We start from the raw sequence: 26,673 nt of genomic DNA, 5'->3' as shown, positions 1-26,673 counted from the left end.
CCTTAAAATACAAAACGCCCGATGAAGTACACCGAGCGTTTTAACTAAAATGTGTCAACCCATATCAGGACGGGTCAAATCCATCAGTTATACCAAATTAATTTACTTTAAATTGATTCACCAGTGCTTGCTGCTGTTTTGAGAGCGAGCTAATTTCTGCACCTACAGCTTCAGATTCCCCAGCCTGCTCTAGTATCTGAGCACTCAAATCCCGAATATTTGCTACGTTTTGATTCACTTCAGCAGACACTGTTTGTTGTTCTTCTGCGGCTTTCACAATCTGAGAATTCATATCATTGATTGCTGAGATGGCATCAAAAATTTTGTTTAGCTCAGTTACCGCTTGCTGCACATGCGACGCCGTTCCATTCGCCAAACTGTTACCTTCTTGGATAGCGTTCACCACATCACTGGTACCTTTTTCAACTTTCTCGATCACCGTTCGGATTTCACCAACCGACGCCTGTGTGCGACTAGCAAGGTTGCGAACTTCATCTGCAACCACTGCAAAGCCTCTTCCTTGCTCTCCTGCTCGAGCCGCTTCAATTGCAGCATTGAGTGCGAGTAAGTTCGTCTGTTCTGAAATGCCTTCTATCACTTCAAGAATATCAGTGATATTGACGTTGTTGCGCGCAAGCTCTTCAACAATAGGCACCGCTCGGTTCATGGTATTAACCAAGTTGAGCATCTCAGCTTCCGAAGTTTTAATCACTTCTTGGCCGATACGAGCTGACTCATTCGCTTGTTCTGCGGCGTGTACTGCATTTTCTGCGTTGTGAACAACTAAGCTCGCTGTTTGTGTCATCTCTTCAGAAGCGGTCGCAACAAGGTCAACTTCTTTAAACTGCGCTTCACTACTACGCCTTGTCTCTCCAGCCGTGATTTTCGCCTGCTCAGTGGTATCCGCAACTGAATGAGTTGTTTCAATCACTTGCCTGATAGTTGATTGCAGTTTGTCGAGGAATTTATTGAATCCATGAGCCAGCTGACCGATTTCATCTTGCGATTGAACATCTAAACGCTGAGTTAAATCTCCTTCACCATCAGCAATGTCATTCAAACGCACTACTACTTCTCGAATAGGCTTTACTATGCGTGACGCTGTATAAGCAATCACCGTTAACCCTAGAACAGCAAACAATAACCCAGCTAGCAGCTCTACTTTTACGCCACTTTCTACCTGCGCGGTAATAACGCTATCGAGTTCGTCTGCATCTTTAAGAACACTGCTACGGGGCATCTCGAATATCACGCCCCAAGTTTGATTAGCAACGGTAATCGGTGCAAACACCGTCATCCATTGTCCATCTTCACTCCACAATGATTCGACTTTCTTACCAGATAACAGGCTTGAAACCTTGTCTTTAGAAACGCTTGAGCCGCCAAACGGTTCTCCAATAGTCAGAGCTTGATCATCGCTGGCGATAAGAGTTCCATCCAAACTAATAATGAAAATCTTACCTTCACCATTAAATAAGCTGCTATCAGAGTCTTTCGCAACAACCAACAAAGGATCTAATTTTAAGTCGATTCCGTAAAAGCCAATCACTTCCTCATCGACGATAATGGGAACTGATAGAGAAGTTGCCAAAAACTGCTCTGTTCCTTGGCTAATTAATCGTGGTGAAGTTACACAAGCGTTTCCGTCATTAATCGGGCAGGCAAAACGCTCGCTATTTTCGTTATCTGACAGTTGTTTCTCCGTCAGAACTTCATTCACTGCATTCTGGCCTTCATCGGCTGCTCGCCAATATGGAGCAAAACGTCCGATATCGTTAGAACCAACATAATCGGCATTCACATAGTTACTGTCTTCAGAATCGAGAGCATTAGGTTTGAATACCAGATAAGCACCTTCGATAGTTGGGAAGTCTAGTACAGATTTACGAACCATTTCATTTAGCGCTGTGCGTAGTGCTTCACTTTCACCGAAATTGTCTTCCGAGTTTTTCTTTAGGAATAAAGCCGTTGAAGATAGCATTTCTGCACGATAAATCGCTTCACTGAGATATTCCGATATTTCAGTTGAATTTAGCTGTGCGCGAGTTTTAAGCAACTGTTGAGACTTGTTGATAACGGATTCAGCGCTCTGATTTTTAATGACCTGCTGATTAGTCACAGCATTGTAAACCGAGAACCCGATAAGAGATAACGAGGTTACGAGCAGGCAAAAACCTGCCAACAGTGTAATTTTCCACTGAACTGATAGTGTTCGCATACAACATCCTTATGCTAGCGTTTAAACTCATATAATCGAATGAGATAACTCGAAATTAGACCACAATCTATCGATATATCAATACAAATCTGACACAAAACCCACCATTTTCTGACACAATCAGTTTGAGCGAGTTCGTCAGTTTGTTCTGTTCAAGCTAAGTGGTACCATCACACTCGTTCGTTGTTACCTATTTATGTAATCAATTCAATTGGTAACGGCTTAATAAACATAAAATTTCAAGGACTAACCAATGAAAGTTATTAGCTTTAACATCAATGGGTTACGAGCAAGACTTCACCAACTCAAAGCTCTGATTGATAAGCATCAGCCTGATGTTATCGGCTTACAAGAAATCAAAGTTCATGATGAAGCCTTCCCTATCGAAGATGTCGAAGCCATGGGCTATCACGTCTATTTTCATGGGCAAAAAGCACACTACGGCGTAGCTATGCTGTGCAAGCAAGAACCGATTGAAGTTAAGAAAGGCTTTCCTACCGACAACGAAGATCATCAAAAACGTATGATTATGGCTACAATCTTGGATGATAACGGCGAAAAGGTTACTGTTCTTAACGGTTACTTCCCACAAGGCGATAACGTTGACCATGAAGTTAAGTACCCATACAAGCGCCAGTTTTATAAAGATTTAATGCTGTATTTAACTGAGCACCACACTAATGATGAACAACTGATTGTTATGGGCGACATCAACATCAGCCCTATCGATTCAGATATCGGTATTGGCGAAGTAAACCGAAAACGTTGGCTAAAAACAGGCAAATGTTCATTCCAACCTGAAGAACGCGAGTGGCTAAAAACACTGACCGATTGGGGCTTCGAAGACACATTCCGCAAACTTCACCCAAGCGTTAATGATAAGTTCTCGTGGTTTGATTACCGTTCTCGTGGCTTTGACGACAACCGAGGCCTGCGTATTGATGTCATTTTGGCTACACCATCTCTCGCTCAAAAATGCGTTGAAGCGGATATCGACTACGAACTTCGCGGCATCGACAAACCTTCTGACCACGCACCTATCTGGACGGTATTCAAGTAGTTATCCCGATTTAATATCGCACTAATAATGACAAAGCCCCAATTCTGGGGCTTTGTCTGTTTCATTCCTAAACTTTCTGCTTCTATTAATCGTTAGCTAAGTGGGCGCATATAGCGCAAGAAACGTTTTTCAGCACCTTTAAAACACCAAAGTACAATGAAGGTTAGGCTCATGTAGAACAGACCCGCCGTTAAGAATGATTCAAATGGAGCGTAATAGCGTGAGTTCACCAAACGGGCTGCACCTGTTAAATCCATAATGGTAACGATACCAGCCACTGCACTGCCGTGAATCATAAAAATCACTTCGTTACTGTAAGCAGGTAATGCACGACGAAGTGCACTTGGCAGAATAATACGACGATAAGTTTGGAATACGCTCATACCATAGGCTTTCGCCGCTTCTACTTCTCCTTTTGGCAGGCCATTAATTGCACCACGCACAATCTCTGCAGTGTAAGCTGAAGTATTGAGGATGAACGCTACTAACGCACAGAACCAAGCATTTTCCCAAAGTGTGTCTTTAACAGGGAAGAACTGATCCATACCGTAGTAAATCAAATACAACTGAACCAGTAGTGGCGTACCGCGGAAGAAATAGATGTAGCCCCAAGAAGGTAAATTGAGCGCATAGTTTTTACTGTTACGTGCGATAGCTAAAGGAATCGCAATGCATATGCCGATGATCAGAGATAAAGACACTAACCATACTGTTGTCCATAAGCCTTGAAAGTAAATTGGAAGGCTTTCAATAATCAGTGAAAAGTCCATATTTACCTCGTATGAATACTAAATTTGCGCTCAACTAACTTAAGCAGGCCGGTCGAAATGCTAGTGAACAGAAGGAATATGACCGCAACCGTCATGTAGAAAGTAAATGGCATCTTGGTCGAACCTGCAGCAAGTGAACTCATACGAACCATGTCTTCTAAGCCGATGATAGATACCAATGCCGTTGTTTTAAGTAATACCAACCAGTTGTTACCAAACCCCGGTAGCGCGTGACGAATCATTTGCGGTAACAGAATGCGTCTGAACGACAATACGGCGCTCATGCCATAAGCTTTGGCTGCTTCCATTTCGCCTTTATCCACCGCCATTATTGCGCCGCGAAAGGTCTCAGCCATGTAAGCACCAAAGATAAATCCAATCGTTAATACACCAGCAATAAATGGGCTCACATCGATATAATCTGGCACATACTGAACCCATTCATCGGCAGTACCAAGCCAGTTATTGAGAGATTCATTGATCGAATAAAGACTGTTATTAAGTAAGATTTGACCACCGAAGAAAATCAACATCATCAGAACAAGGTCTGGAATGCCGCGAATGATGGTGGTGTAAAGAGTCGCGATGCCCTTAGCCCAAGCATAAGGAGACAGCTTAGCCAGTGCGCCTAACATACCAAGCACAACGGCTAACAATAGTGAAAGTATTGCAACTTCAATGGTGAGTACAGCCCCCTTTGCAATAGAGGCTTCATATCCCTGTAGATCCAGCATAAAAACTTCCTAGTCCTTAAAGCTTGGCTGCTGGGTACTGCTACGAACTAGGAACCAACAACCAAGAATGCCTTTATTATTGTTACGTCTCTGCCGTTCAGCACGACAGAGACATTTGAGGCTTATTAATCGCCGTATACGTCGTACTTGAAGTATTTGGCAGCGATTTGTTGATAAACGCCTTTTTCACGAAGTGAAGCGATAGCGCCATTCAACTTTTCAGTCAGGTCTTTATCTTGTTTACGAGTTGCAATGCCGAAACCGTCACCAAACCATTTAGGGTCTGTCAATGATGGACCAACAAACTCGTAGCCTTCGCCACCCGGTTTGTTTAGTACGCCATCTTCTAGTGCAGACGCGTCACCTAGAACAGAAACAATACGACCATTTGCAAGGTCAAGATAGGCTTCATCGAACGAGCCGTAACGAACGATTTCTACAGAGTCACCGTAGTTGTCCGTTAAATACTTGTCATGAGTCGTTGCACGTTGCACACCAATTTTAACGCCTTTAAGGCCTTCTTTAGAAAAATCTAAACCCGCGCCTTTCTTAGCGATAAATTTGTTAGGAATCAGTGCGTATTTGCTGGTGAAATCGACTTTCTTCTTGCGCTCTTCAGTGATAGACATCGCTGCAATGATCGCGTCGTACTTACGAGCAAGTAGAGAAGGAATAATACCATCCCAATCTTGAGCAACAATTTGGCATTTTACTGCCATCTCTTTACAAAGCGCGTTTGCCATATCAACGTCAAAGCCTTTCAGAGAACCATCTGATTCTGTCCAGCTAAACGGAGGGTAAGCACCTTCAATACCAAAGCGTACAGTTTTCCACTCTTTCGCTTGGGCAACACCGGTCGCAGCTGTAGCAGCTATCGCCGCAACTAATAACCACTTTTTCATTTCCATACTCCTGTGATTGTTGTGTTTTATTTTTACTTTAGTTTTATCAACCTATCTTTAATGAATCGAAAGGCTGAAAGAATTTAATAAATTGAAGAGATAAACTGCTTGAGACGTTCTGAATCCGGATTACTAAACAGCTTTTTAGGATCGCCTTGTTCTTCCACCAATCCTTGATGCAAAAACAACATATGGTTAGAAACGTCACGTGCGAAAGCCATTTCATGAGTTACCACTAACATGGTTCGTCCTTCTTCGGCTAATGAACGCATAACTCCCAGCACTTCTCCCACTAATTCAGGGTCAAGCGCAGACGTCGGCTCATCAAATAGTAAGACTTCAGGCTCAACAGCGAGCGCTCTTGCAATTGCCGCACGTTGTTGCTGACCTCCGGAGAGATGTCCCGGATAATAATCTTTTCGTTCGTAGAGACCTACTTTCTTTAAAAGCAGCTCTGCATTTTCAATCGCTTGGGCTTTAGGAACACCAAGAACGTGAACGGGTGCTTCAATTACGTTTTCCAGCACTGTCATGTGTGACCAGAGGTTGAATCCTTGAAAAACCATAGCTAAGCGTGAACGGATGCGCTGCACTTGTTTTTCATTAGCAGGAAGAGAGATACCTTGACGGTTTTTTTTCATTTGAATCAATTCACCATTGACCCATATTTCACCATCTGTCGGTGTTTCGAGTAAATTGATACAACGTAGAAAGGTACTTTTGCCAGAACCAGAAGAGCCAATAATAGAGATAACATCCCCTTTATGTGCTTGAAGTGAGATACCTTTCAGAACTTCATTCTGGCCAAATGTTTTGTGCAGTTGTTTTATATCGAGCGCTGGTACTTCATTCATGCGCTTTAACTCCCTGTATTTTATGACACTGCAGAGCATTCCAGCTCAATTTCGCTACAAAGTATCACTCGACGCCATAACATGCAACAAATTATTAACCTGCAAAAATGAAATATTTAATTATTTTATGTGAGTATTAATTCATAAATTGGCTATTTCTTCTTCAAAGGTCGCATATTAAAACACTCTGAACCTATCTAACACAACCAAGCCAATTTAACAAAAATGCTAAAAGCAAGACATATAGCAAACTTTGAAACATAACCACCACATATAGGTTTTCACGTTTTGGCAAGTTAAAAAAGGGTAATAAACCTCACACTTTGAAAATAAATTTCAACTAAAAAATCCCCTATCTGACTGATTTCATTACTACGATGTAGTTTTCTTTCATTTCCTAAACTAAAGTGATCAAGATCAATCACTATAAAGGGTTAGCACGTTAAACTCGCCAGCAATTATAAGGCGATTCTAATGCCCATTATTATTACGTTAGCTATGCTATAAAGCACAATAGAAACGTGTTACATATTCAGCCGAAACTTTCGCTATTGCGGACACTTAAGCAGAATTCATTTCAGAATTAATAACTTTATACAATGAGGAATCTATGTCAGAAGCAGTGAATAAAGCGCATTCTGATTCAGATATCGAGACTAAGAGCTACAGTGAGCTTCATCGTCCAGCGTCTGAGTTCGACAGCCGTTCAGATTACTTAGATCATGAACTACAAATCATGAAGCCTCGCCGCTTTGGTTTAAACTTGCCAGGTCGCGATTTCCGTTTTGAGCTTGAAGATTTCGTTCCTGCTCTTGCAGGTACTATCGGCATTATCGCGATGTACTCTGCAGTTATGATGTCTTGGGCGGAAGGTCTGACACAAGCTTGGGATCACGTTCATCTAACGAAAGAGTTCGCCATCGAAGTTGCTCGTGTGGAAATGTTGATTCCTGCACTCTTATTCTGTGTGCTTGCTTCTGGTGTATTTAACCCTAAAGCAAACTTAGCAGGTAACCACGGTCCGATGATTCCACTTATCGGTACTATCGCTCTAGCTGGTGCTCACCCTCTTGCATTAGCATTGCTTATCGGTGTCTTTGGTTTGCTACTTAGCTTTTTCAAAGGCGGCTCTAAGCTTGTTAACCTTACTTCTGAAGGCACCGCGGGTGGTTTACTTATCTTCTTAGGTTTAACGGGTACAATCAGTCAGATTAACTCCATCCAATCTTGGGCTGTGAGTTTACAATCGGCAGATGTAGCAGCTGGAAGTATGGGTTACGTAGGCTTAGTTGTCCTCGGTGTAACCGTCGCTATCTACGCTTACCTAGCTAAAATCAATAAACGCTGGCTTGCAATCCCTGTGTGTGCGTTTACTGGTCTAGCTATCGCATTGTTATTTGGCGCTGGTTTCGATATTAAATTCGAAACAGAAATGGGGCTTCCAAACCTTAACCCTGTTTACTGGTGGGGCAGTACTGAAGAAGGTTGGATGTTAGGTCTTCCTAACATGGAACACTTCATCGCATCTCTACCGTTCGCAATTCTTGCAGTAGCAATGTGGTCTCCAGATTTCCTTGGTCACCGTATTTTCCAAGAGATGAACTACCCTAAAGGAACTGAAAAAGTACTGATGGACGTAGATGACACTATGACTATGTGTTCATTCCGTCAAATGGTAGGTACAGCGGTTGGTGGCGGTAACATTACTTCATCTTGGGGTACGTACATGATCCCAGCAGCTATCGCTAAACGTCCGATTCCTGCAGGTGCAATTCTGCTTGGTTTGATAGTAATGACTGTTGCTGTACTTGGTTTCCCAATGGACGTTGCAGTATGGCCACCAGTAATGCGTGTTGCTCTACTAGTAGGTGTATCTCTACCTCTACTAGAAGCGGGTATGCAAATGGTTCGCGATACTAAAGACTCACAGGCGGCTGGTATCTGTATCTTTGCTTCTATCGTAGCAAACCCTGTATTGGCGTGGGCTCTAACCATGTTCCTGGACAACAACGGTCTAATCGGCGACAAAGAACGTGCAGCACGCTTGTCTTTCATGGATAAAATTGTTATCCCTGTAACCGTGTTTATTATCTGTCTTGTTGCTATGCTTGCAGTTGGTATGCTTGAAGCGCAATACGGTCTAAAAGCTTGGCTTTAAGTTAAAAAGATTAAATACTAAACGGGTAGCGCAAAGCGCTACCCTCTTTTTATTATCTGATTATCTTTTCAACTTTTTTTTGTTTTATTCAACTTTTATTGATTTAGTTTAAGTTTTGCAATTTTTTTTTAGTGTAATGTAATTTCATCAAACGGACATTTGACAGTAAGAACGAGTAACAATATCTATAGTATTAATCTGAGATTATGAACTATATATATTGTTATTAAATATAGAGTGTACTGCCTCTCTTTAACTAAAGAGATAGCTGGCTCAACGGCGAAACAGTGCGTGTTTTTTCTACTAAAAAGGTAGGTATGTCATGGCAGAGCAATTTGCTAAAGCTTGGGAAGGTTTTGCTGCAGGTGAGTGGCAAAATGAAGTAAACGTTCGTGATTTCATTCAAAAGAACTACACTCCGTACGAGGGTGACGAATCTTTCCTAGTTTCTGAGGGAACTGAAGCGACCAACGCGCTTTGGGCTAAAGTAATGGAAGGTATCAAACAGGAGAACGCTACTCATGCTCCTGTAGATTTCGACACTTCTGTTATCTCTACCATCACTGCTCACGATGCAGGCTACATCGACAAAGATCTAGAAACTATCGTTGGTCTTCAAACTGACGCTCCACTTAAGCGTGCAATCATTCCTAACGGTGGCATCCGTATGGTTGAAGGTTCATGCAAAGCATACGATCGTGAACTTGATCCTATGGTTTCTAAAATCTACACCGAATACCGCAAAACACACAACGCGGGTGTTTTCGATATCTACACTCCAGACATCCTTGCATGTCGTAAATCTGGTGTACTAACAGGTCTTCCTGACGCATACGGCCGTGGTCGTATCATCGGTGACTACCGTCGTGTTGCACTTTACGGTATCGACTACCTAATGAAGGACAAACTGGCTCAATTCACGTCTCTACAAGAGCGTTTTGAGAACGGTGAAGATCTTCACATGACTATGCAACTTCGTGAAGAAATTGCTGAGCAACACCGCGCTCTTGGCCAAATCAAAAAAATGGCTGCGAAATACGGTTGTGATATTTCTCGTCCAGCTGAAACTGCTCAAGAAGCAATCCAATGGACTTACTTCGGCTACCTAGCTGCTGTTAAGTCTCAAAACGGTGCTGCAATGTCTCTAGGTCGTACTTCTACGTTCCTAGACGTGTACATCGAGCGTGATATCGCTGCAGGTAAGATCACTGAAGCTCAAGCTCAAGAAATGATCGACCACTTCGTAATGAAACTACGTATGGTTCGTTTCCTACGTACTCCTGAGTACGATGAGCTATTCTCTGGCGACCCAATTTGGGCAACAGAATCAATGGGTGGTATGGGTCTTGACGGTCGTACGCTAGTTACGCGTTCTAACTTCCGTTTCCTAAACAGCCTATACACAATGGGTCCTTCTCCAGAGCCAAACATCACGGTTCTTTGGTCTGAAGCGCTACCAGACGGTTTCAAACGTTTCTGTGCAAAAGTATCTATCGATACTTCTTCTATCCAGTACGAAAACGACGACCTAATGCGTCCAGACATGAACTCTGACGATTACGCAATTGCATGTTGTGTATCACCAATGGTTGTTGGTAAACAAATGCAGTTCTTCGGTGCTCGTGCGAACCTTGCTAAAACGATGCTTTATACCATCAACGGCGGTGTCGATGAGAAACTGAAAATCCAAGTTGGTCCAAAAATGGACAAAATCGCTGGTGAGTATCTTGACTACAATGAATTGTGGGACAAGATGGACCACTTCATGGATTGGCTAGCTAAGCAATACGTGACTGCATTGAACTCTATCCACTTCATGCATGACAAGTACAGCTACGAAGCTTCTCTAATGGCTCTACATGATCGTGACGTTGTACGTACTATGGCATGTGGTATCGCAGGTCTATCTGTTGCAGCTGACTCTCTATCTGCAATCAAATTCGCGAAAGTTAAGCCAATTCGTGACGAAGATGGCCTAGCAATCGACTTTGAAATCGAAGGCGATTACCCTAAATTCGGTAACAATGATCCTCGCGTTGATGACATCGCTTGTGAACTTGTTTCTGTATTTATGAACAAAATCCGTAAGCTTAAGACTTACCGTAATGCGATTCCTACTCAGTCTATCCTTACTATCACTTCAAACGTGGTATACGGTAAGAAGACTGGTAATACTCCTGACGGTCGTCGTGCTGGTACTCCATTTGCACCTGGTGCAAACCCAATGCACGGTCGTGACGAAAAAGGTGCAGTAGCATCATTGACTTCAGTAGCGAAACTACCGTTTGCTGACGCTCAAGATGGTATCTCTTACACCTTCTCTATCGTTCCTAACGCATTAGGTAAAGAAGAAGCAAGCCAACGTGCTAACCTTGCAGGTCTAATGGATGGTTACTTCCACCACGAAGCTGGCAAACTAGAAGGTGGCCAACACCTAAACGTTAACGTGCTTAACCGCGACACTCTACTTGACGCTGTTAAACACCCAGAGAAATACCCTCAGCTAACTATCCGTGTTTCGGGTTATGCTGTTCGTTTCAACTCTCTGACTGCTGAACAACAAGCTGACGTTATCGCACGTACATTTACTGAGTCTATGTAAGACTTAGCTTAAATAACAAGCTAAAAGCCCTCGCATTTGCGGGGGCTTTTTATTTATTCATTAATTTTATCAAAGCGTTAAAAACACCTAATATGACTCAATTGCTTAAATCCACCCTTTATCTTTACTCGTCTTAGTGTTTTCAATCAGTTAAACTCACAATTCTGTTGTATTCGAGTTGTAATCAAATGTCCGTATCCCGAATTTTCCTTTTATTAACATGCAGTTTTTCCGCTCTTGCTGCTCAAACATCGACTGTAACTCTCAACGTTGATAACGATGGTATTTACGGGATAGACCAAGATTACACCAGTGGTCTTTTCCTCTCTTACACGTCAAGCGCCATTCGTCCAAACTGGTGGTCAAAACCGCTTAGTCTTTCTGCTTGGGGCGCAGCCAGTTTAGATAAATGGGAAATCAGTGTTGGTCACAAAATGTGGACACCTTCAGATATCACGCTTGATACCCCACAGCCTAACGAACGCCCTTATGCAGGTTTGTTGCATGGCGAGTTTAGCTACATCAGTTTGCACCCGCAACAAGCACAGCGCTTTAACCTTCTAATTGGTACTACTGGTGAAAGTGCCTTATCCGAAGAAGCACAACGTGTAGTGCATTCCATTACCAAGTCTGACGATCCCAATGGTTGGGCTTATCAAGTTGAAGATAAAGTCGTAGGCAGCGTCGGTTATCTTTCGCATTTCAATTTAATTCGCCGTCGTTTCACCATGAGCACAGACTTCGAAATCTCCACCATTTCTGAAGTCAACGTTGGTAACTATCGCAGCGACGCCGCAACAGGATTTATGGTTCGTTGGGGACAAGATCTGGCAGGCAACTTTGGTAGTGCACAAATATCAGTAGAAAACCCATTTAAGGCCGGAATGATTGGCGCGTCTGACTACGGTTGGTTTCTATTCGGTGGTATCGAAGGGCGTTATCGCTTTAATGACATCACGCTTGAGGGAAATCGACCATTAGATGGTTTGGAGCACCCTGCAAGCTATTACGAAGTGACTTTAGAACCTTGGCAAGCGACTGCGGTAGCGGGTGCGGCTTGGTACAGCCGCCACTTCGGTTTTACTTTTACGACGACCGCCAATACCTCTGAATACAAACAAGATAAGAAATCTCTGCACGGTACTGGCGGTGTATCCTTCTATGCGTTTTTCTAATCGCATTTGTGGGTTAGATACTAAAGCGTTGGCAATCCGAGTTTAGCTCTGAAGAGCGTTGGTCAACGACGCGGCTGATTGAACGCAGCTGCTCGTTGTTATCTTCCAGCTCTTTCATTGCCACAGAAATTTGCGTCATATTATCGGCCATAGATTGACTGGTAGTCGCCAATTCTTTGATGGAACTGACAATGATTTCTGTTTGGTGCGCCGCCTCTCCCGCTTTATTAGTTATCTGAGCCAAAGCCTCCATCGCTTCATGGCCTCGTTCCTGACCAATTTGCATGGTTTGCCCAGATTGACCAAATTTCTGAATAACCTCAGCACTCTCTTTCTTCATCGTATCAATCGTACCTGAGATTTCAGCAACCGCATTTACGGTACGGACAGCCAAGTTTCGGACTTCATCTGCTACAACCGCAAAACCACGTCCTTGCTCTCCTGCTCGCGCAGCCTCGATAGCCGCATTTAGCGCTAGCAAGTTGGTTTGCTCAGCAATGCTGTTGATGATGTCCATAACTGAGTCAACTTTGGTCGAAGCTTCTTCCAGTTGCTGAATATTAGTCGTCGCAGAGCTTAGAATTTTACCTACATCCTCTAGTGAACCAATGGCGGCCGCAATGACTTTCGCACCATTTTCCGCTGCCTCTGTCGATGACTTACTCACATCAGAAACAAACGCCAGAGAATTAGACACTTCGTGAGTAGTGACACTGACTTCTTCAGTAGCAGAAGCCAATAGTTGAGTTTGCCCCAAAACATCAGACTGCCCGTTCACAAGGTCGTCAATGCCGTTGTTTAGCTGTGCTGCATCTCCTGATAAGGCTTCACTTCGCTGCTGAACAGCTTTAACCAACTCCCCTAAGTGTTTACAACTCTGGTTAATCGCTACTGCCAACTGATTAAATTCATCATTTGGGTTATTCGATATTGGCATGCGCTGTGATAAATCACCTTGCGACAAACGTTCCATCACCGCTTTGGTTTGTGATAGTGAACGAGTCAAAGAGATACTTAACATGACAAAAATCGAAATAGTTATCACCGCCAAAACAGCACAGGCCACCAGCACAGACCATTGAGTTTGTACGCCAGCTTTTTCCGCTTGTTGCTGATAGGTTTCACTAAGGCTCTCAATCTGTTTGGATAAACTTTCAATTAAACTTTTCGCTTGAGATTCACTGGCAATCAATTGCGCTTGCTGATCGTTAACCAATTGCGAAAGCTCACTGACACGTAAAAAAGTTTCTTTAAAATTCGCCACTTCTTTTTCATAGAGAGAAAGCATTGAGTAGCTTTTCGACATGTTTATAAAACCTGCCATAGCACGATTAAACAACTTTAGGTTTTGTTCACTTGGCTGAAGAAGATAGTTTTGTTGCGCTTTGACTACAGCTTGGAAATCGGAGTTGATAGTGACCATCCCTGTTTCAGCAATTTTCGCTTCTATGGTCGTCGCTAGTTGTTTTAGCTCACCCAATATTCCCTCTTCTACATTGAAGCCCAATTCGGACTTTAGCTCCATCCAAGGCAAAAGCGACTGTTCAAACTGTGAGGTAACTTGTAGCAGTTGCTGAGACTCTTCACTGAAATTCAATTGTTGTAGAAAAGTGATGTCTGCCTGCACATGCTCCATCAAACTTTTTAATTTGTCCTTCGCTTGAGAAACCTGATCTGCGGTAAGACTTTCTTTTTCGGAGGCCAAAGCAAGCAGATTTGCTTGGGTTGAGTGCAATGCTAACGCCCCAGACGTAATGTCCGAACTTTGCTTATATTGTGAACCCATACCTGACAGGCTCATTGCGGTATAAAGACCAAGGCTAACAAAGCCAATACATAGAACAATAATAAAAAGTGTGATTTTTTGCTTCTGAGATAATTTCAGTACATCCATGCTAATCTTCCTTGTCACCATCCTGTGACTTTAACTTCAAGATACTACGGGCTAAAGTGTTGTAATGTTTCATTTACATTTTTGTTACTAATATCTTTTTTATAACACCCATCTTCAGCAATTTCGATTTTTTTTTAAACTATTTATTACAACTCTGAATGGGATAAGGAAAACCTATTTAATCCACACTATTTGTAATAAAATGACGACTAAATTACACAATCGAGAGCAGCACATGTCTACTTCTGGTCGAATTCACTCATTCGAATCTTGCGGTACGGTTGATGGCCCAGGAATTCGCTTCATCGTTTTTCTTCAGGGTTGCTTATTCCGTTGTAAATATTGTCACAACCGTGACACTTGGGACACGCACGAAGGCAAGGTAGTTACTGTTGAAGAGATCATCAACGAAGCTAAGTCTTACCGTCACTTTATGAATGCCTCTGGCGGAGGTGTTACGTGCTCTGGTGGTGAAGCCATGCTTCAGCCAGAATTTGTGCGAGACTTCTTCCGAGCGGCGAAAGCAGAAGGCATACACACTTGTCTCGACACCAACGGTTACATCCGTAAATTTACGCCTGTGATCGATGAAGTTCTTGAAGTCTCTGATCTTGTGATGCTCGATATCAAACAAATCAACGACGACATCCACCAAGATTTAGTGGGTGTTTCCAACAAGCGTACGCTCGATTTTGCTCAGTACCTACATAAAATTAAGCAACCGACTTGGTTACGCTACGTGATTGTCCCAGGGTATACCGATGATGATGAGTCTGCTCATAAGCTGGGTGAGTTCATTAAAGATATGGACAACATTGAGAAGATAGAGCTGCTTCCATATCACAAACTTGGAGCCCATAAATGGGAAGCGATGGGAGAAGAGTACCCACTTGAAGGTGTAGAGCCTCCTAGCAAGGAAACCATGGATAGAATCGTATCTATTCTTGAGCAATATCACTCAAACGTAAAATACTGATTCAAACTCGGTGACTAATCGTGAAAAATGCCAACCTCAATAGGTTGGCATTTTTATATCTGTTCTAAAGTCCATAAATGCTCAACAGGATGAACTTAACATTGAGGGATAATTTTGCAGTTACAAGAACTGGTCGCACTGGCTATCGTGGTTATCTTTTTCGTCGTCTCGCTCAAAGATGCACAACACGCTTTCCTGCCAAAGTTTAAAACTGAAAAATCCTTTCAGCATCTTACCTATGCCGTAATGTTTGCCCTTGTATTACTGTGGTCAGCGCAAGCTAGTGTCAAAGATGGTCTCCAAATCCATTTCTTAGCACTCACAACACTGACCATGATGTATGGTTGGAGAAGTGCTTTCGTGCTAACCATTCCTGTGAGTTTTGCTCTGGTCACCGTGGGGAAATTGGCGCTGTTTGCTCTGCCGGAGTTTTTATTACTTTCCAGCTTAGTTCCGATTCTGATCTCTTATGTTGTATTCTCATTGAGCTATCACTATCTACCACGCAACATTTTTGTATTCATTTTTGTCGCAGGTTTTTTCAACGGTGGTTTGACCGGAAGTCTGCACCTCGCCATTAATGCGGGTTATCAGCTCAATCTGGGCAACCACGATTGGAAAACCATACTGGACAACTATCTTATCTTTGTGCCTCTACTCGCCTTCCCAGAAGGGCTGCTTAACGGTATGGCTCTGGCGATACTTTCCGTCTTTAAGCCAGAATGGCTGCGAGTGTTCTCTGATCGGGACTATATCTACAATCATCACCACAAAAAATAGTCATACCTCTGCATGTTTTATGTACTATCTCTATTAAAACAGTGTTGAGATCATGTTTCAGATTAATGCATTACTGTTAACCTAACTTCAGCAAAAAAATAATCAATTTTTAGTGAGGCCAGCTATGGAAATGACTAACGCTCAACGTCTTATTCTTTCAAACCAATACTTTTTAATGTCTCAGCTTGACCCTTCAAATTCAGCAAAATACAAGCGTATGCAGACAATTGTAGAGCGCGGTTATGAACTTCAAATGTGTGAATTGAATAAAGAGTTTGGCTGTTTAAGTGATGCCCAATGTCGTGAAGTTATCGACATCATGGAGATGTACCACGCAATGCAAGAATCACACAAAATGCTTAACGAAGACGCAAAAAAAGACGTTGATTTACGTCGTTTGAATTTCTTAGGTTACGACATTGCTACAGAAGGTCAATTGGTAAACTACGTGCGCTTCCTAGTCGATTCTGAAGGCCTTTATCCGCAGTTTGACAAAGGTGATCACCATTTCAACAGTCAGATGCCAATGGCTGACAAATATCGTCGTATGCTGGCGACATGGCGTCATTGCCCTCGTCAGTACCATTTGTCTGCAAATGAATTGCGTCAGATCTTTAACGCATAGCAAAGAACTCACCATCGTTAAAAATCTAGTTGGAAATGCTATAAGGCGGGCTCTGCCCGCCTTATTTATATCTAAAATTCGGGCTTAGAAAAGGTAAGCAATACCAAAAGAAACGCTAGTACTAATACCACTTTCTATTATTGGACTTTTTTCTATATCGCCTTCCAGATTCGTGTAACGAACGTTGCCCGTCACTCTTACTGTATCAATAATATTCCAGTAGGCAGACGCCCCAATAAAGTACTGACCGTCCCATTTCGCTTCAAATTCAGGCAATCCGCTGCGCGCCGCTTCTTCACTAGAAACACCATAGAGATGGTTATTTAACTTATCTGAGTTGTAGGAATAACCAATACCCGGAGTCACTCCCCAGTTACTAAAGCGCAGTGGGAAACGCAATGCAACTTCTGCATATAAACCATTATGTGTATCACCGATGTCTGTTGCCGCAGAGGTTTCAAGCATACCTACCGGAGTTCTCAACTGATAGCTGACACCGCCTAAAATCGTTGAAGAACGCTTATCCAACATTTGAATTTGCGCGTTGTCTGAGTCTCCCGGTTTGAGTGTTCTCGGATCATAGATCAATCTGAAAACGAAGTTTTGCGGAGAACTCATCGGCAGTACTCGGTAGCCCGCACTGAAGCCACGTAGAAACAGGTGTTCGCCTTCATAGCCGATAACAGGAATAACCGTTTGATTAGATGGTGTTTCTTTATATACCGCTGGTGAATACGCCGCTGCGACGCCTAACGACCATTGATCAGGCTGAGCTTGAACAGGAAGTGCCATTGTTAATGAGGAAGCAACAAACGCAGAAAAATAGAACTTATTCATAGTGATAGTTATGTCCATAGGTATGCAATCCATTGAAAGACATCATACGAACCTATACTCCCATTGACAATAAACATGGGAACTATTGTGATTTTTAGCCTTTAAAACCTTATAAAGGTCTCATTCATGAACCACATTTCGCACGACAAGCACAAAACATTTCTTCTGCAAATATCAATTTCGAAATTTCTTTTTATCATCACTAATTTGAAATAAATGCATAATCTCTAAGCAAAATCGTGAATAGCAAACTAGTCTTAATTTGTTAGGTATTTATGTTTTAAAGCGGTTGGATGTCTGTGTGACATTATTAGAGGGGACTTATTATGAGTATTTTTGACCACTTTCAGGCACGCTATGAAGCAGCCAAGGATGAAGAGCTAACAATTCAAGAGTTCTTAAATCTATGTAAGGAAGACAAAAGCGCATACGCAAATGCAGCCGAACGTCTGTTGCTCGCCATCGGTGAACCCGAGATGATAGATACTTCAAAGCACCCTCGATTAAGCCGTATTTTTTCAAACCGAGTTATCTCCAGATACAAAACTTTCCAAGACTTCTACGGTATGGAAGATGCCATAGAACAAATCGTTTCTTACTTAAAACACGCCGCTCAAGGCTTAGAAGAACGCAAACAAATTCTTTACTTACTCGGCCCTGTGGGTGGGGGTAAATCTTCTCTTGCTGAAAAACTCAAAGCACTGATGCAACAGATGCCTATCTATGTCCTTTCGGCTAACGGCAAACGCAGTCCAGTGAACGATCACCCGTTCTGTTTGTTTGATGTCAACGAAGACGGAGAACTTCTAAAGCAAGAGTACGGTATCGAAAAACGCTACATCAAATCCATCATGTCACCTTGGGCAGCCAAGCGATTACATGAGTTTGGTGGTGATATTACCAAGTTTAAAGTGGTTAAAGTACGCCCTTCAATCTTGGATCAAATCGCGATAGCGAAAACCGAACCGGGTGATGAAAACAACCAAGATATTTCCTCACTGGTAGGTAAAGTCGATATTCGTCAATTAGAACATTTCTCTCAAGATGATCCTGACGCTTATAGCTACTCAGGCGCATTGTGTCGCGCGAACCAAGGTTTAATGGAATTCGTAGAGATGTTTAAAGCCCCTATCAAAGTGCTTCACCCTCTACTTACTGCGACACAGGAAGGAAACTATAACGGTACCGAAGGTCTTTCAGCCTTACCGTTTGACGGAATGATACTCGCCCACTCGAACGAATCTGAATGGCAGGCTTTCCGTAACAACAAAAACAATGAGGCATTCCTAGACCGTGTTTACATTGTCAAGGTTCCATACTGTCTACGAGTTTCCGAAGAAGTCAAAATTTACCAAAAACTGCTTGAGCACAGTGAGCTTTCCAAAGCTCCATGCGCACCAAGTACACTTGATTTGCTTGCTCAATTCAGCGTACTTTCTCGTTTGAAAATTCCTGAAAACTCATCGCTATTTTCAAAAATGCGGGTTTACGATGGTGAAACACTCAAAGACACCGATCCAAAAGCGAAAAGCTACCAAGAGTATCGCGACTACGCAGGTGTCGATGAAGGTATGTCGGGTCTTTCCACTCGTTTTGCGTTCAAAATTCTCTCTCGCGTATTCAACTTCGACCACAGTGAAGTGTCAGCAAACCCTGTACACCTATTCTATGTAATTGAACAACAAGTAGAGCGTGAGCAGTTCCCGCAAGAAACGGCTGATCGTTACTTAGAGTTCGTAAAAGGTTATTTAGTACCGCGTTATGTAGAGTTCATCGGTAAAGAGATTCAAACCGCATATTTAGAGTCCTACTCTGAGTACGGTCAAAACATTTTCGACCGCTACGTTACTTATGCCGATTTCTGGATTCAGGATCAGGAATACCGCGATCCGGAAACTGGACAACTGTTTGACCGAGCTTCACTCAACGGAGAATTGGAGAAAATAGAAAAAACCGCTGGGATCAGTAATCCGAAGGATTTCCGGAATGAAATCGTCAACTTCGTATTACGTGCACGTGCGAATAATAATGGTAACAACCCAGCTTGGACCAGCTACGAAAAATTGCGCACCGTTATCGAGAAAAAAATGTTCTCGAATACTGAGGAACTACTACCTGTTATCTCCTTTAATGCGAAAACCTCTTCTGAAGATCAGAAAAAGCACGACAACTTTGTCGCTCGCATGATGGAGAAAGGTTATACCGAAAAACAAGTGAGACTGTTGTCTGAGTGGTATTTACGCGTGCGTAAATCTTCTTAAACACTGTCAGTACCCAAAGAACTTGTTGTAAAGGGTATATCTGAAATCCAACTCAGCAGGCATCCAATCAAAGGATGCCTCGTTGGGGGAGTTATTCAGGTGACGTATACGGGGGAAGACTCATGCCGCAATTCATCGATAGACGATTAAACGGTAAGAACAAAAGCGCAGTGAACCGACAACGCTTTTTACGCCGTTATAAAGAACAGATTAAAGAGTCGGTTTCCGATGCGGTAAACCGCCGTTCAATCACGAACACAGAAACTGGCGAAGATGTCTCTATTCCAAATAAGGACATCAAAGAGCCTATTTTTCATCAAGGTCAGGGAGGCATGCGTGAGCGTGTACACCCAGGCAATGACCAATTCACACGTGGTGACAAGATAGAACGCCCTCGCGGAGGCGGTCAAGGCGGCGGATCAGGCGAAGGAGAAGCCAGCCAAGACGGTGAAGGCGAGGACGAATTTGTATTCCAGATTTCCAAAGACGAATATTTGGATATTCTGTTCGAAGACCTCGAACTACCCAATCTCGAAAAAAACCAAATTAATAAGATAACGGAGTGGAAAACCCATCGAGCTGGATACCAGACTGCGGGCTCTGCTTCTAACATTGCTATTGTTCGCTCGTTACAACAATCATTGGCACGCCGCACGGCGATGACCGCCAATAAACGTCGTTTAATGAAAGAACTGGAAGATGAGTTAGAGCGTATTAAAGCCGCTGAACCAGCTAAACTTCTGGAAGAAAAACGCATTAAACAAGAGATTGAAGAGCTTCGCGCCAAAATTGAGAGCGTGCCTTTTATTGATACCTTCGATTTGCGTTTCAAAAATTATGAAAAACGCCCTATCCCATCTAGCCAAGCGGTTATGTTCTGTTTGATGGACGTCTCTGGCTCTATGGACCAAGCAACGAAAGACATCGCAAAACGTTTTTATGTCTTGCTCTATCTGTTCCTAACGCGCACATACAAAAATGTCGAAGTGGTTTTCATCCGCCACCATACTCAAGCGAAAGAAGTGGATGAACAAGAGTTCTTCTACTCCCAAGAAACCGGCGGCACGATTGTTTCCAGTGCACTAAAACTGATGCATGAAATCATTGAAGAACGATACCCGCTCGGCGAATGGAACATCTACGGTGCGCAAGCTTCCGATGGTGATAACTGGGCAGATGATTCGCCACGTTGTAAAGAGTTGCTCACCAAACAACTGCTACCTTATTGTCAATACTATGCCTATATCGAAATTACCCGTCGGTCACATCAAACCTTATGGCACGAGTATGAAAAACTACAGCCCGCTTTTGCTAATTTTGCTATGAAGAACATTCGTAATGTGGAGGACATCTTCCCTGTCTTTAGGGAACTATTCCAAAAGGAAACCGCATAGGGGGAGCGCGTATGACAACCAATACTACAAAAAATAAGTCAAATGCTGCGCCGAAGAAACGCGCAACCAAATCGAAAACTCTGCCTGATGGACCGGATTGGACCTTTGACATCCTTGAGCTGTACCACACAGAGATAAAACGTGTCGCTGAGTTTTATAAACTTGATACCTATGAGAACCAAATTGAAGTCATCACCTCAGAACAAATGATGGATGCCTATTCCAGCATTGGTATGCCTATCAATTACAATCACTGGTCATTTGGTAAGAAGTTTATCCATACCGAACAAAACTATAAACATGGGCAGATGGGGCTCGCGTATGAGATCGTAATCAACTCCGACCCTTGTATTGCCTACCTGATGGAAGAAAACACCGTAACCATGCAAGCACTGGTTATGGCACACGCCTGTTACGGACATAACTCTTTCTTTAAAGGAAACTACCTATTCCAAACATGGACCGACGCAAGTTCAATTATTGACTATCTGCTGTTTGCTAAAAATTACATTGCCGGATGTGAGGAAAAATATGGTGTTGATCAGGTAGAACGCCTATTAGACTCATGCCACGCCTTAATGAATTATGGAGTCGACAGATATAAACGCCCAGAAAAAATTTCCATCGCCGAAGAAAAGGCGCGCCAAGAAGAACGTGAAGAGTATTTACAGTCTCAGGTGAACGCCCTTTGGCGCACCGTTCCACAGAAAGCGAGAGCGGAAGACGACCAACTGCGTTTCCCGAGTGAACCACAAGAGAATATTCTCTATTTCATCGAAAAACACGCACCGTTACTTGAGCCTTGGCAGCGTGAAATCGTCCGTATCGTGCGAAAAATTAGCCAGTATTTCTATCCGCAAAAACAAACACAGGTAATGAATGAAGGTTGGGCTACGTTCTGGCACTACACCATTTTGAATCACCTGTATGACGAAGGACTAGTGTCTGACAAGTTTATCCTAGAGTTTCTGCACAGCCACACCAGTGTTGTGGCGCAACCACCATACAACAGTCGGTACTTCAGCGGCATCAACCCTTACGCGTTAGGGTTTGCCATGTTTACCGATATTAAACGCATTTGTGAAAACCCAACCGATGAAGACTACGAATGGTTCCCTGAACTGGCAGGATCAGACTGGTTAGAAGCGGTACATTTCGCAATGCACAACTTCAAAGATGAAAGTTTTATCAGCCAATATTTGTCACCGAAACTGATCCGTGATTTCAAACTGTTCGCCATTACAGACGACGACAGGAAGAACTTCATTGAAGTCACCGCCATCCACAATGACAGCGGCTATCAACAGATACGAGAGAAGCTCGCTGCTCAATATAATCTGAGTAACTTGGAACCGAACATCCAGGTATTCAGCGTCGACGTTCGTGGAGACCGTTCAATTACATTGCAATATGTCCCCCACGACCGAATTCCTTTAGACCCAAGCTACGAGGAGGTACTTAAACACATGCATCGCCTATGGGGTTTTGAAGTCAAATTAGAGGAGGTAAAAGACACTGGAAGAAGAGAAATCCTCGCAACCTGTCCTAAAAAAGGTGATCACGAATAGTGATTATCGTTGCGACAACTAAAACATCTAACCTAACAATTAGTTGTAAAAAGTAAGTAGTTGTAAAAGTAAGTAGTTGTAAAAGTAAATAGTTCTATATAACGAACAAAGCCCCAGACTCTCATCTGGGGCTTTTCTTATTCTGATTGCTTTTAGCCTACGACTGCTTTGCCACAATACTGCGTACTAACTCCAAATCTTCAGGAGTATCCACACCAGCAGGAGGCGCTTCCAGCGCGACTGCAACATGAATTTTCTCGCCATACCAAAGTACGCGTAGCTGCTCTAAACATTCAATTTTCTCAAGCTGGCTAGGCTGCCAGTTGATATAGGTATTAATGAAACCAGCACGATACGCGTAGATACCAATGTGGCGCATTAACGGCTGCACTATGGTTTTGTCTTCAGAGGCAAAGTTATCGCGATCCCATGGAATCGTTGCACGACTGAAGTAGAGTGCGTAGCCGTCTTTATCTGTCACCACTTTCACTGCATTGGGGTTGAACACTTCACTTTCGTGATCAATTTCAACCGCCAGTGTTGCCATAGGAGCGTTGCTCGCCGCCAAATTATCCGCAACCTGACGAACAATAGCGGGTGGAATCAGGGGTTCATCACCTTGCACATTGACTATGATGTGGTCATCTTCAATGCCCATTAATGCAACCACTTCAGCCAAACGCTCAGTGCCTGACTGATGGTCGGGAGAAGTCATACACACCGTACCGCCAAACGCTTTAACCGCCTGTTCAACGCGAGCATCGTCAGTTGCGATAATCACTCTTTCAGCACCCGCCAAAAGAGACTGCTCATAAACCCATTGGATCATAGGTTTACCACCAATATCCGCGAGCGGTTTACCCGGTAAACGCGTCGACTGATAACGAGCAGGAATAACAACGGTAAATGACATTATCGTCCCTCGTCCATTGACATAGTACGAGCTTCCGGTTCAAGGAGAACAGGAATGCCCTCTTTGATTGGATAAGCAAGACGGTCAAATTTACAAATGAGTTCTTGTTTATCTTTATCGTAAGTCAGCTTGCCTTTACATAAAGGACAAGCAACGATTTCAAGCAGACGGTGATCCATACTGTTCCATAACCTCTTTGATTGTTTCCACAATATGCTGCTCATCATGATAAGAGATCTGCGCAGAGACTGGTAGATACCACCAGTTCTCTTTGGCAAACGCAGCACATTTTACAGCGTCTTTTTCTGTCATAACCACATGATCCCCACGTTTTGCTAATGCAAACAGCTGCGAGGAATCAAAGTCTTGGTGGTCAGCGAATCCATGTTCTACTGCAGGTTTAGCACCTAGCTCTTTTAAGGTATTAAAAAAGCGTGGAGGATGACCAATACCCGCCCAAGCAACGATGTTTGACAATGTGTTCACAGGCACTCTTTCTCCAGTGATCATATTTACCGCCAAATCAGGTTGCAGTGTCATAGCTACTTCACCCGCGAGAGGCGCTCCGCCGTTAGTAATCGTGAAATCCACTTCTTTCAAACGTGACACAGGCTCACGCAGTGGGCCCAAAGGCAGTAGCTTCTCGTTGCCAAATCGTCTCACGCCATCAACTACTGCAAATTCAATATCACGGTCCAGTGCGTAATGCTGCAAGCCATCATCGGTAATAATAATATCGATGCTTTCCTTCAGCAGTGCTTTCACAGCATTGGAGCGAACGGGGTCAACCGCAACAGGCGCTTTGGTGCGTTGATAGATAAGCTTGGGTTCATCACCACAGTGGGCTGTCGACGTGTTGTCTGAGACCATCAGAGGATAAGCAGGCGCTTTCGCTCCATATCCTCGAGAAACCACGCCGGGTTTATAACCTAAGCGCTGAAGCGTTTCGACCAACCAGATAACCACAGGCGTTTTACCATTACCACCAGCGGTAATATTACCGACGATAACAACAGGCACTGGTGCCTTGTAACTCTGTTTTTTTCCTGATTGAAATGCCTTTCTGCGAGATTGGCTCATCGCTTTAAACACAAGGCTTAATGGCCACAAAAGTGGCCATAATAGAAAACGAATCGGATGATGTTGAAACCAGATTTTTTCAATCACAGTTCGAACCTACTCACCAAATTGAATTCGGTGCAGCTGTGCATAAGCACCATCTTTTTCAATCAATTCAGCGTGTTTACCGCGTTCAATGATTTCACCTTCATCAACAACCAAGATTTCATCTGCTTGTTCGATGGTAGAAAGTCTGTGTGCAATCACCAGTACGGTTTTGTTCTTTTGCAGCTCATCCAACGCAGCTTGAATAGCACGCTCAGATTCGGTATCCAATGCTGATGTTGCCTCATCCAGAATTAACACAGGGGCATCACGCAGCAGTGCACGCGCAATAGCAATACGCTGACGCTGACCACCAGATAAGCTCGTTCCGTTCTCACCAATAATGGTATCTAGGCCATTCTGCATACCATTAATAAACTCCATCGCATGTGCTAAACGAGCAGCTTCTTCAATTTGCTCTCGGGTGTATTCACCCTCTGCTGCATAAGCGATGTTGTTTGCAATGGTGTCGTTGAATAAATGCACGTTCTGCGACACTAGAGCGAAGTGTTTACGAAGGTTCGTTAGTTTGAAATCACGAACGTCGTGGCCATCTAGCTCAATCACACCGGAGTCCACATCGTAAAAACGTGTAAACAGGTTAGCAATGGTTGATTTACCAGAACCAGATCGCCCCACCAGAGCCACGGTTTTACCCTGAGGGATCCCAAAACTCACGTGTGATAGCGCAGGTTTTTCTTTACCAGAATAAGTGAAAGTCACGTCTTTCACTGCAATCTCACCACGTACCTTGTCCGTTTCGAAAGTACCGTTATCGCGTTCGGTTTCAAGATCCATAAGGTTGAACAGCGTTGCACTTGCCGCCATACCGCGTTGGAATTCTGATGTCACGTTGGTTAACGCTTTTAAAGGACGCATCAAACCAAACATCGCTGAGAAAACCACACTAAAGGTACCCGGAGTCAGTTCAGCACGAATGCTGTCATTGCTGGCGAGTAGTAACACGGTCACTAACGCTAACGACGCAATCATTTGAATCACCGGATCAGCGATCGATTGTGCCGCAACCATCTTCATGGTTTGCTGACGCATGCGATTACTCACTTCATCAAAACGTTCGCGCTCTACAGCCTGACCACCGTAGCTCAATACAACTTTATGGCCTTTCAGCATCTGCTCTGCCGACGATGTAACATCACCCATCGTGGTTTGCATATTTTTAGAAATCTTGCGGAAACGCTTAGAAACGAAACGGATACCCATAGCAACTATCGGGGCAACAACGATCAGTACTAACGAAAGCTGCCAGCTGTTCCAGAACATCAGTGTGAGCAAACCGATAATGCTTGCACCTTCACGCACGATACTGACTAAAGCTCGGCTAGTTGCACCAGAAACTTGTTCAGAGTCGTAAGTAATACGTGACAATAAGCTACCCGTTGGTTCTTTATCAAAGAAAGCGACTGGCATGTGCATGAAATGGTGGAATATCGCGCGGCGCATTTGCATGACCACATTCCCGGAAACCCAGCTTAGGCAGTAGGAAGAAACAAATCCACTCAGGCCTCGAACAGCCATCACTCCAAGAATAATAAACGGAATAACTTGTAAGAAATTAGATTCAACGTCACCAAAACCTTCATCAAGAAGAGGCTTCAGTAGAGAAATCATGTAGGTATCAGAAACGGCATTCACAATTAAAGCAATGACAGCGACATATAGCCCTGTTTTGTAAAGGCGGATGTAAGTCCACAAGCGTTTAAATGTTTGCCATGTTGTTTCGTCGGTATTCAGTGACATATAAGTGCTTATTCTTATTTCAATATT

General features: G+C 43.3%; 21 protein-coding genes. 10 read left to right on the top strand and 11 right to left on the bottom strand.

What is annotated here, in order from left to right:
• Positions 1 to 97 precede the first annotated feature (97 nt).
• Positions 98 to 2,218: a methyl-accepting chemotaxis protein gene (locus tag ACRQQK_RS04125; RefSeq protein WP_457510165.1), complete on the bottom strand. Its 2,121-nt coding sequence runs from the start codon at positions 2,216 to 2,218 to the stop codon at positions 98 to 100.
• Between the two features lie 253 nt (positions 2,219 to 2,471).
• On the opposite strand from ACRQQK_RS04125, the gene xthA reads away from it, so the two are divergent.
• Positions 2,472 to 3,278 carry an exodeoxyribonuclease III gene (gene xthA / locus ACRQQK_RS04120; RefSeq protein ID WP_457510164.1) on the top strand — a complete coding sequence of 269 codons (807 nt, stop codon included), beginning with the start codon at positions 2,472 to 2,474 and terminating at the stop codon, positions 3,276 to 3,278.
• A 92-nt stretch (positions 3,279 to 3,370) separates the two neighbouring features.
• On the opposite strand, the gene ACRQQK_RS04115 is transcribed toward xthA, so the two are convergent.
• From ACRQQK_RS04115 to ACRQQK_RS04100, 4 genes are all read right to left on the bottom strand, one after another.
• A complete protein-coding gene (locus tag ACRQQK_RS04115) occupies positions 3,371 to 4,048 on the bottom strand; it encodes an ABC transporter permease (RefSeq protein WP_457510163.1) in 678 nt (225 codons plus the stop codon).
• A 2-nt stretch (positions 4,049 to 4,050) separates the two neighbouring features.
• Complete coding sequence (locus ACRQQK_RS04110; protein WP_457510162.1) at positions 4,051 to 4,782, bottom strand: ABC transporter permease; 732 nt, start codon at positions 4,780 to 4,782, stop codon at positions 4,051 to 4,053.
• Positions 4,783 to 4,907: 125 nt separating this feature from the next.
• Complete coding sequence (locus ACRQQK_RS04105) at positions 4,908 to 5,684, bottom strand: ABC transporter substrate-binding protein (RefSeq protein WP_457510161.1); 777 nt, start codon at positions 5,682 to 5,684, stop codon at positions 4,908 to 4,910.
• An 83-nt stretch (positions 5,685 to 5,767) separates the two neighbouring features.
• Positions 5,768 to 6,538: an ABC transporter ATP-binding protein gene (locus tag ACRQQK_RS04100; RefSeq protein WP_457510160.1), complete on the bottom strand. Its 771-nt coding sequence runs from the start codon at positions 6,536 to 6,538 to the stop codon at positions 5,768 to 5,770.
• A gap of 610 nt (positions 6,539 to 7,148) precedes the next feature.
• Between ACRQQK_RS04100 and ACRQQK_RS04095 the strand changes: the two genes are divergently transcribed.
• The 3 genes from ACRQQK_RS04095 (at position 7,149) to ACRQQK_RS04085 (ending at position 12,473) form a co-directional block, all read left to right on the top strand.
• Positions 7,149 to 8,696 carry a DUF3360 family protein gene (locus ACRQQK_RS04095; protein ID WP_457510159.1) on the top strand — a complete coding sequence of 516 codons (1,548 nt, stop codon included), beginning with the start codon at positions 7,149 to 7,151 and terminating at the stop codon, positions 8,694 to 8,696.
• 322 nt (positions 8,697 to 9,018) lie between these two features.
• Positions 9,019 to 11,298 carry a formate C-acetyltransferase gene (gene pflB / locus ACRQQK_RS04090; protein ID WP_457510158.1) on the top strand — a complete coding sequence of 760 codons (2,280 nt, stop codon included), beginning with the start codon at positions 9,019 to 9,021 and terminating at the stop codon, positions 11,296 to 11,298.
• A 188-nt stretch (positions 11,299 to 11,486) separates the two neighbouring features.
• Positions 11,487 to 12,473, top strand: a complete 987-nt coding sequence (locus ACRQQK_RS04085) for a lipid A deacylase LpxR family protein (RefSeq protein ID WP_457510157.1) — start codon at positions 11,487 to 11,489, stop codon at positions 12,471 to 12,473.
• Between the two features lie 13 nt (positions 12,474 to 12,486).
• Here ACRQQK_RS04085 and ACRQQK_RS04080 read toward each other — a convergent pair whose 3' ends face one another.
• Entirely contained in the window at positions 12,487 to 14,367 is a 1,881-nt protein-coding gene (locus tag ACRQQK_RS04080) for a methyl-accepting chemotaxis protein (RefSeq protein ID WP_457510156.1), read from the bottom strand.
• 235 nt (positions 14,368 to 14,602) lie between these two features.
• Here ACRQQK_RS04080 and pflA point away from each other — a divergent pair, with 235 nt between their 5' ends.
• The 3 genes from pflA (at position 14,603) to ACRQQK_RS04065 (ending at position 16,748) form a co-directional block, all read left to right on the top strand.
• Positions 14,603 to 15,343 carry a pyruvate formate lyase 1-activating protein gene (gene pflA, locus ACRQQK_RS04075; RefSeq protein ID WP_457510172.1) on the top strand — a complete coding sequence of 247 codons (741 nt, stop codon included), beginning with the start codon at positions 14,603 to 14,605 and terminating at the stop codon, positions 15,341 to 15,343.
• A gap of 114 nt (positions 15,344 to 15,457) precedes the next feature.
• The gene (locus ACRQQK_RS04070; RefSeq protein WP_457510155.1) at positions 15,458 to 16,123 is read left to right on the top strand and encodes an energy-coupling factor ABC transporter permease; all 666 of its coding nucleotides are present in this window, start codon (positions 15,458 to 15,460) and stop codon (positions 16,121 to 16,123) included.
• 124 nt (positions 16,124 to 16,247) lie between these two features.
• Positions 16,248 to 16,748, top strand: coding sequence for a YfbU family protein (locus ACRQQK_RS04065; RefSeq protein ID WP_457510154.1), 501 nt, complete (start codon positions 16,248 to 16,250; stop codon positions 16,746 to 16,748).
• 84 nt (positions 16,749 to 16,832) lie between these two features.
• Here the strand turns inward: ACRQQK_RS04065 and ACRQQK_RS04060 are convergent, their stop codons facing one another.
• Entirely contained in the window at positions 16,833 to 17,585 is a 753-nt protein-coding gene (locus tag ACRQQK_RS04060; protein ID WP_457510171.1) for a MipA/OmpV family protein, read from the bottom strand.
• 326 nt (positions 17,586 to 17,911) lie between these two features.
• Here ACRQQK_RS04060 and ACRQQK_RS04055 point away from each other — a divergent pair, with 326 nt between their 5' ends.
• The 3 genes from ACRQQK_RS04055 (at position 17,912) to ACRQQK_RS04045 (ending at position 22,808) form a co-directional block, all read left to right on the top strand.
• Positions 17,912 to 19,846 (top strand): PrkA family serine protein kinase, encoded by a 1,935-nt coding sequence (locus tag ACRQQK_RS04055; protein WP_457510153.1) that lies wholly within the window; start codon positions 17,912 to 17,914, stop codon positions 19,844 to 19,846.
• 122 nt (positions 19,847 to 19,968) lie between these two features.
• The gene (locus ACRQQK_RS04050) at positions 19,969 to 21,240 is read left to right on the top strand and encodes a YeaH/YhbH family protein (protein WP_457510152.1); all 1,272 of its coding nucleotides are present in this window, start codon (positions 19,969 to 19,971) and stop codon (positions 21,238 to 21,240) included.
• 11 nt (positions 21,241 to 21,251) lie between these two features.
• Complete coding sequence (locus ACRQQK_RS04045) at positions 21,252 to 22,808, top strand: SpoVR family protein (RefSeq protein ID WP_457510151.1); 1,557 nt, start codon at positions 21,252 to 21,254, stop codon at positions 22,806 to 22,808.
• A 157-nt stretch (positions 22,809 to 22,965) separates the two neighbouring features.
• On the opposite strand, the gene kdsB is transcribed toward ACRQQK_RS04045, so the two are convergent.
• The 4 genes from kdsB to msbA are packed head-to-tail and all read right to left on the bottom strand — an operon-like array spanning position 22,966 to position 26,646.
• Complete coding sequence (gene kdsB / locus ACRQQK_RS04040; RefSeq protein WP_457510150.1) at positions 22,966 to 23,721, bottom strand: 3-deoxy-manno-octulosonate cytidylyltransferase; 756 nt, start codon at positions 23,719 to 23,721, stop codon at positions 22,966 to 22,968.
• Complete coding sequence (locus tag ACRQQK_RS04035) at positions 23,721 to 23,900, bottom strand: Trm112 family protein (RefSeq protein WP_102940655.1); 180 nt, start codon at positions 23,898 to 23,900, stop codon at positions 23,721 to 23,723. Before ACRQQK_RS04035 ends, kdsB begins: the two co-directional genes overlap by 1 nt.
• Complete coding sequence (gene lpxK / locus ACRQQK_RS04030) at positions 23,881 to 24,888, bottom strand: tetraacyldisaccharide 4'-kinase (protein ID WP_457510149.1); 1,008 nt, start codon at positions 24,886 to 24,888, stop codon at positions 23,881 to 23,883. The genes ACRQQK_RS04035 and lpxK overlap by 20 nt, the downstream gene beginning before the upstream one ends.
• A 9-nt stretch (positions 24,889 to 24,897) precedes the next feature.
• Complete coding sequence (msbA, locus tag ACRQQK_RS04025) at positions 24,898 to 26,646, bottom strand: lipid A ABC transporter ATP-binding protein/permease MsbA (protein ID WP_457510170.1); 1,749 nt, start codon at positions 26,644 to 26,646, stop codon at positions 24,898 to 24,900.
• Positions 26,647 to 26,673: the final 27 nt, after the last annotated feature.

This window comes from Vibrio sp. C8 (assembly GCF_054051265.1).
Note: the sequence above shows the minus strand (reverse complement) of the source record. Positions and strands in the feature narration are given on the sequence as shown.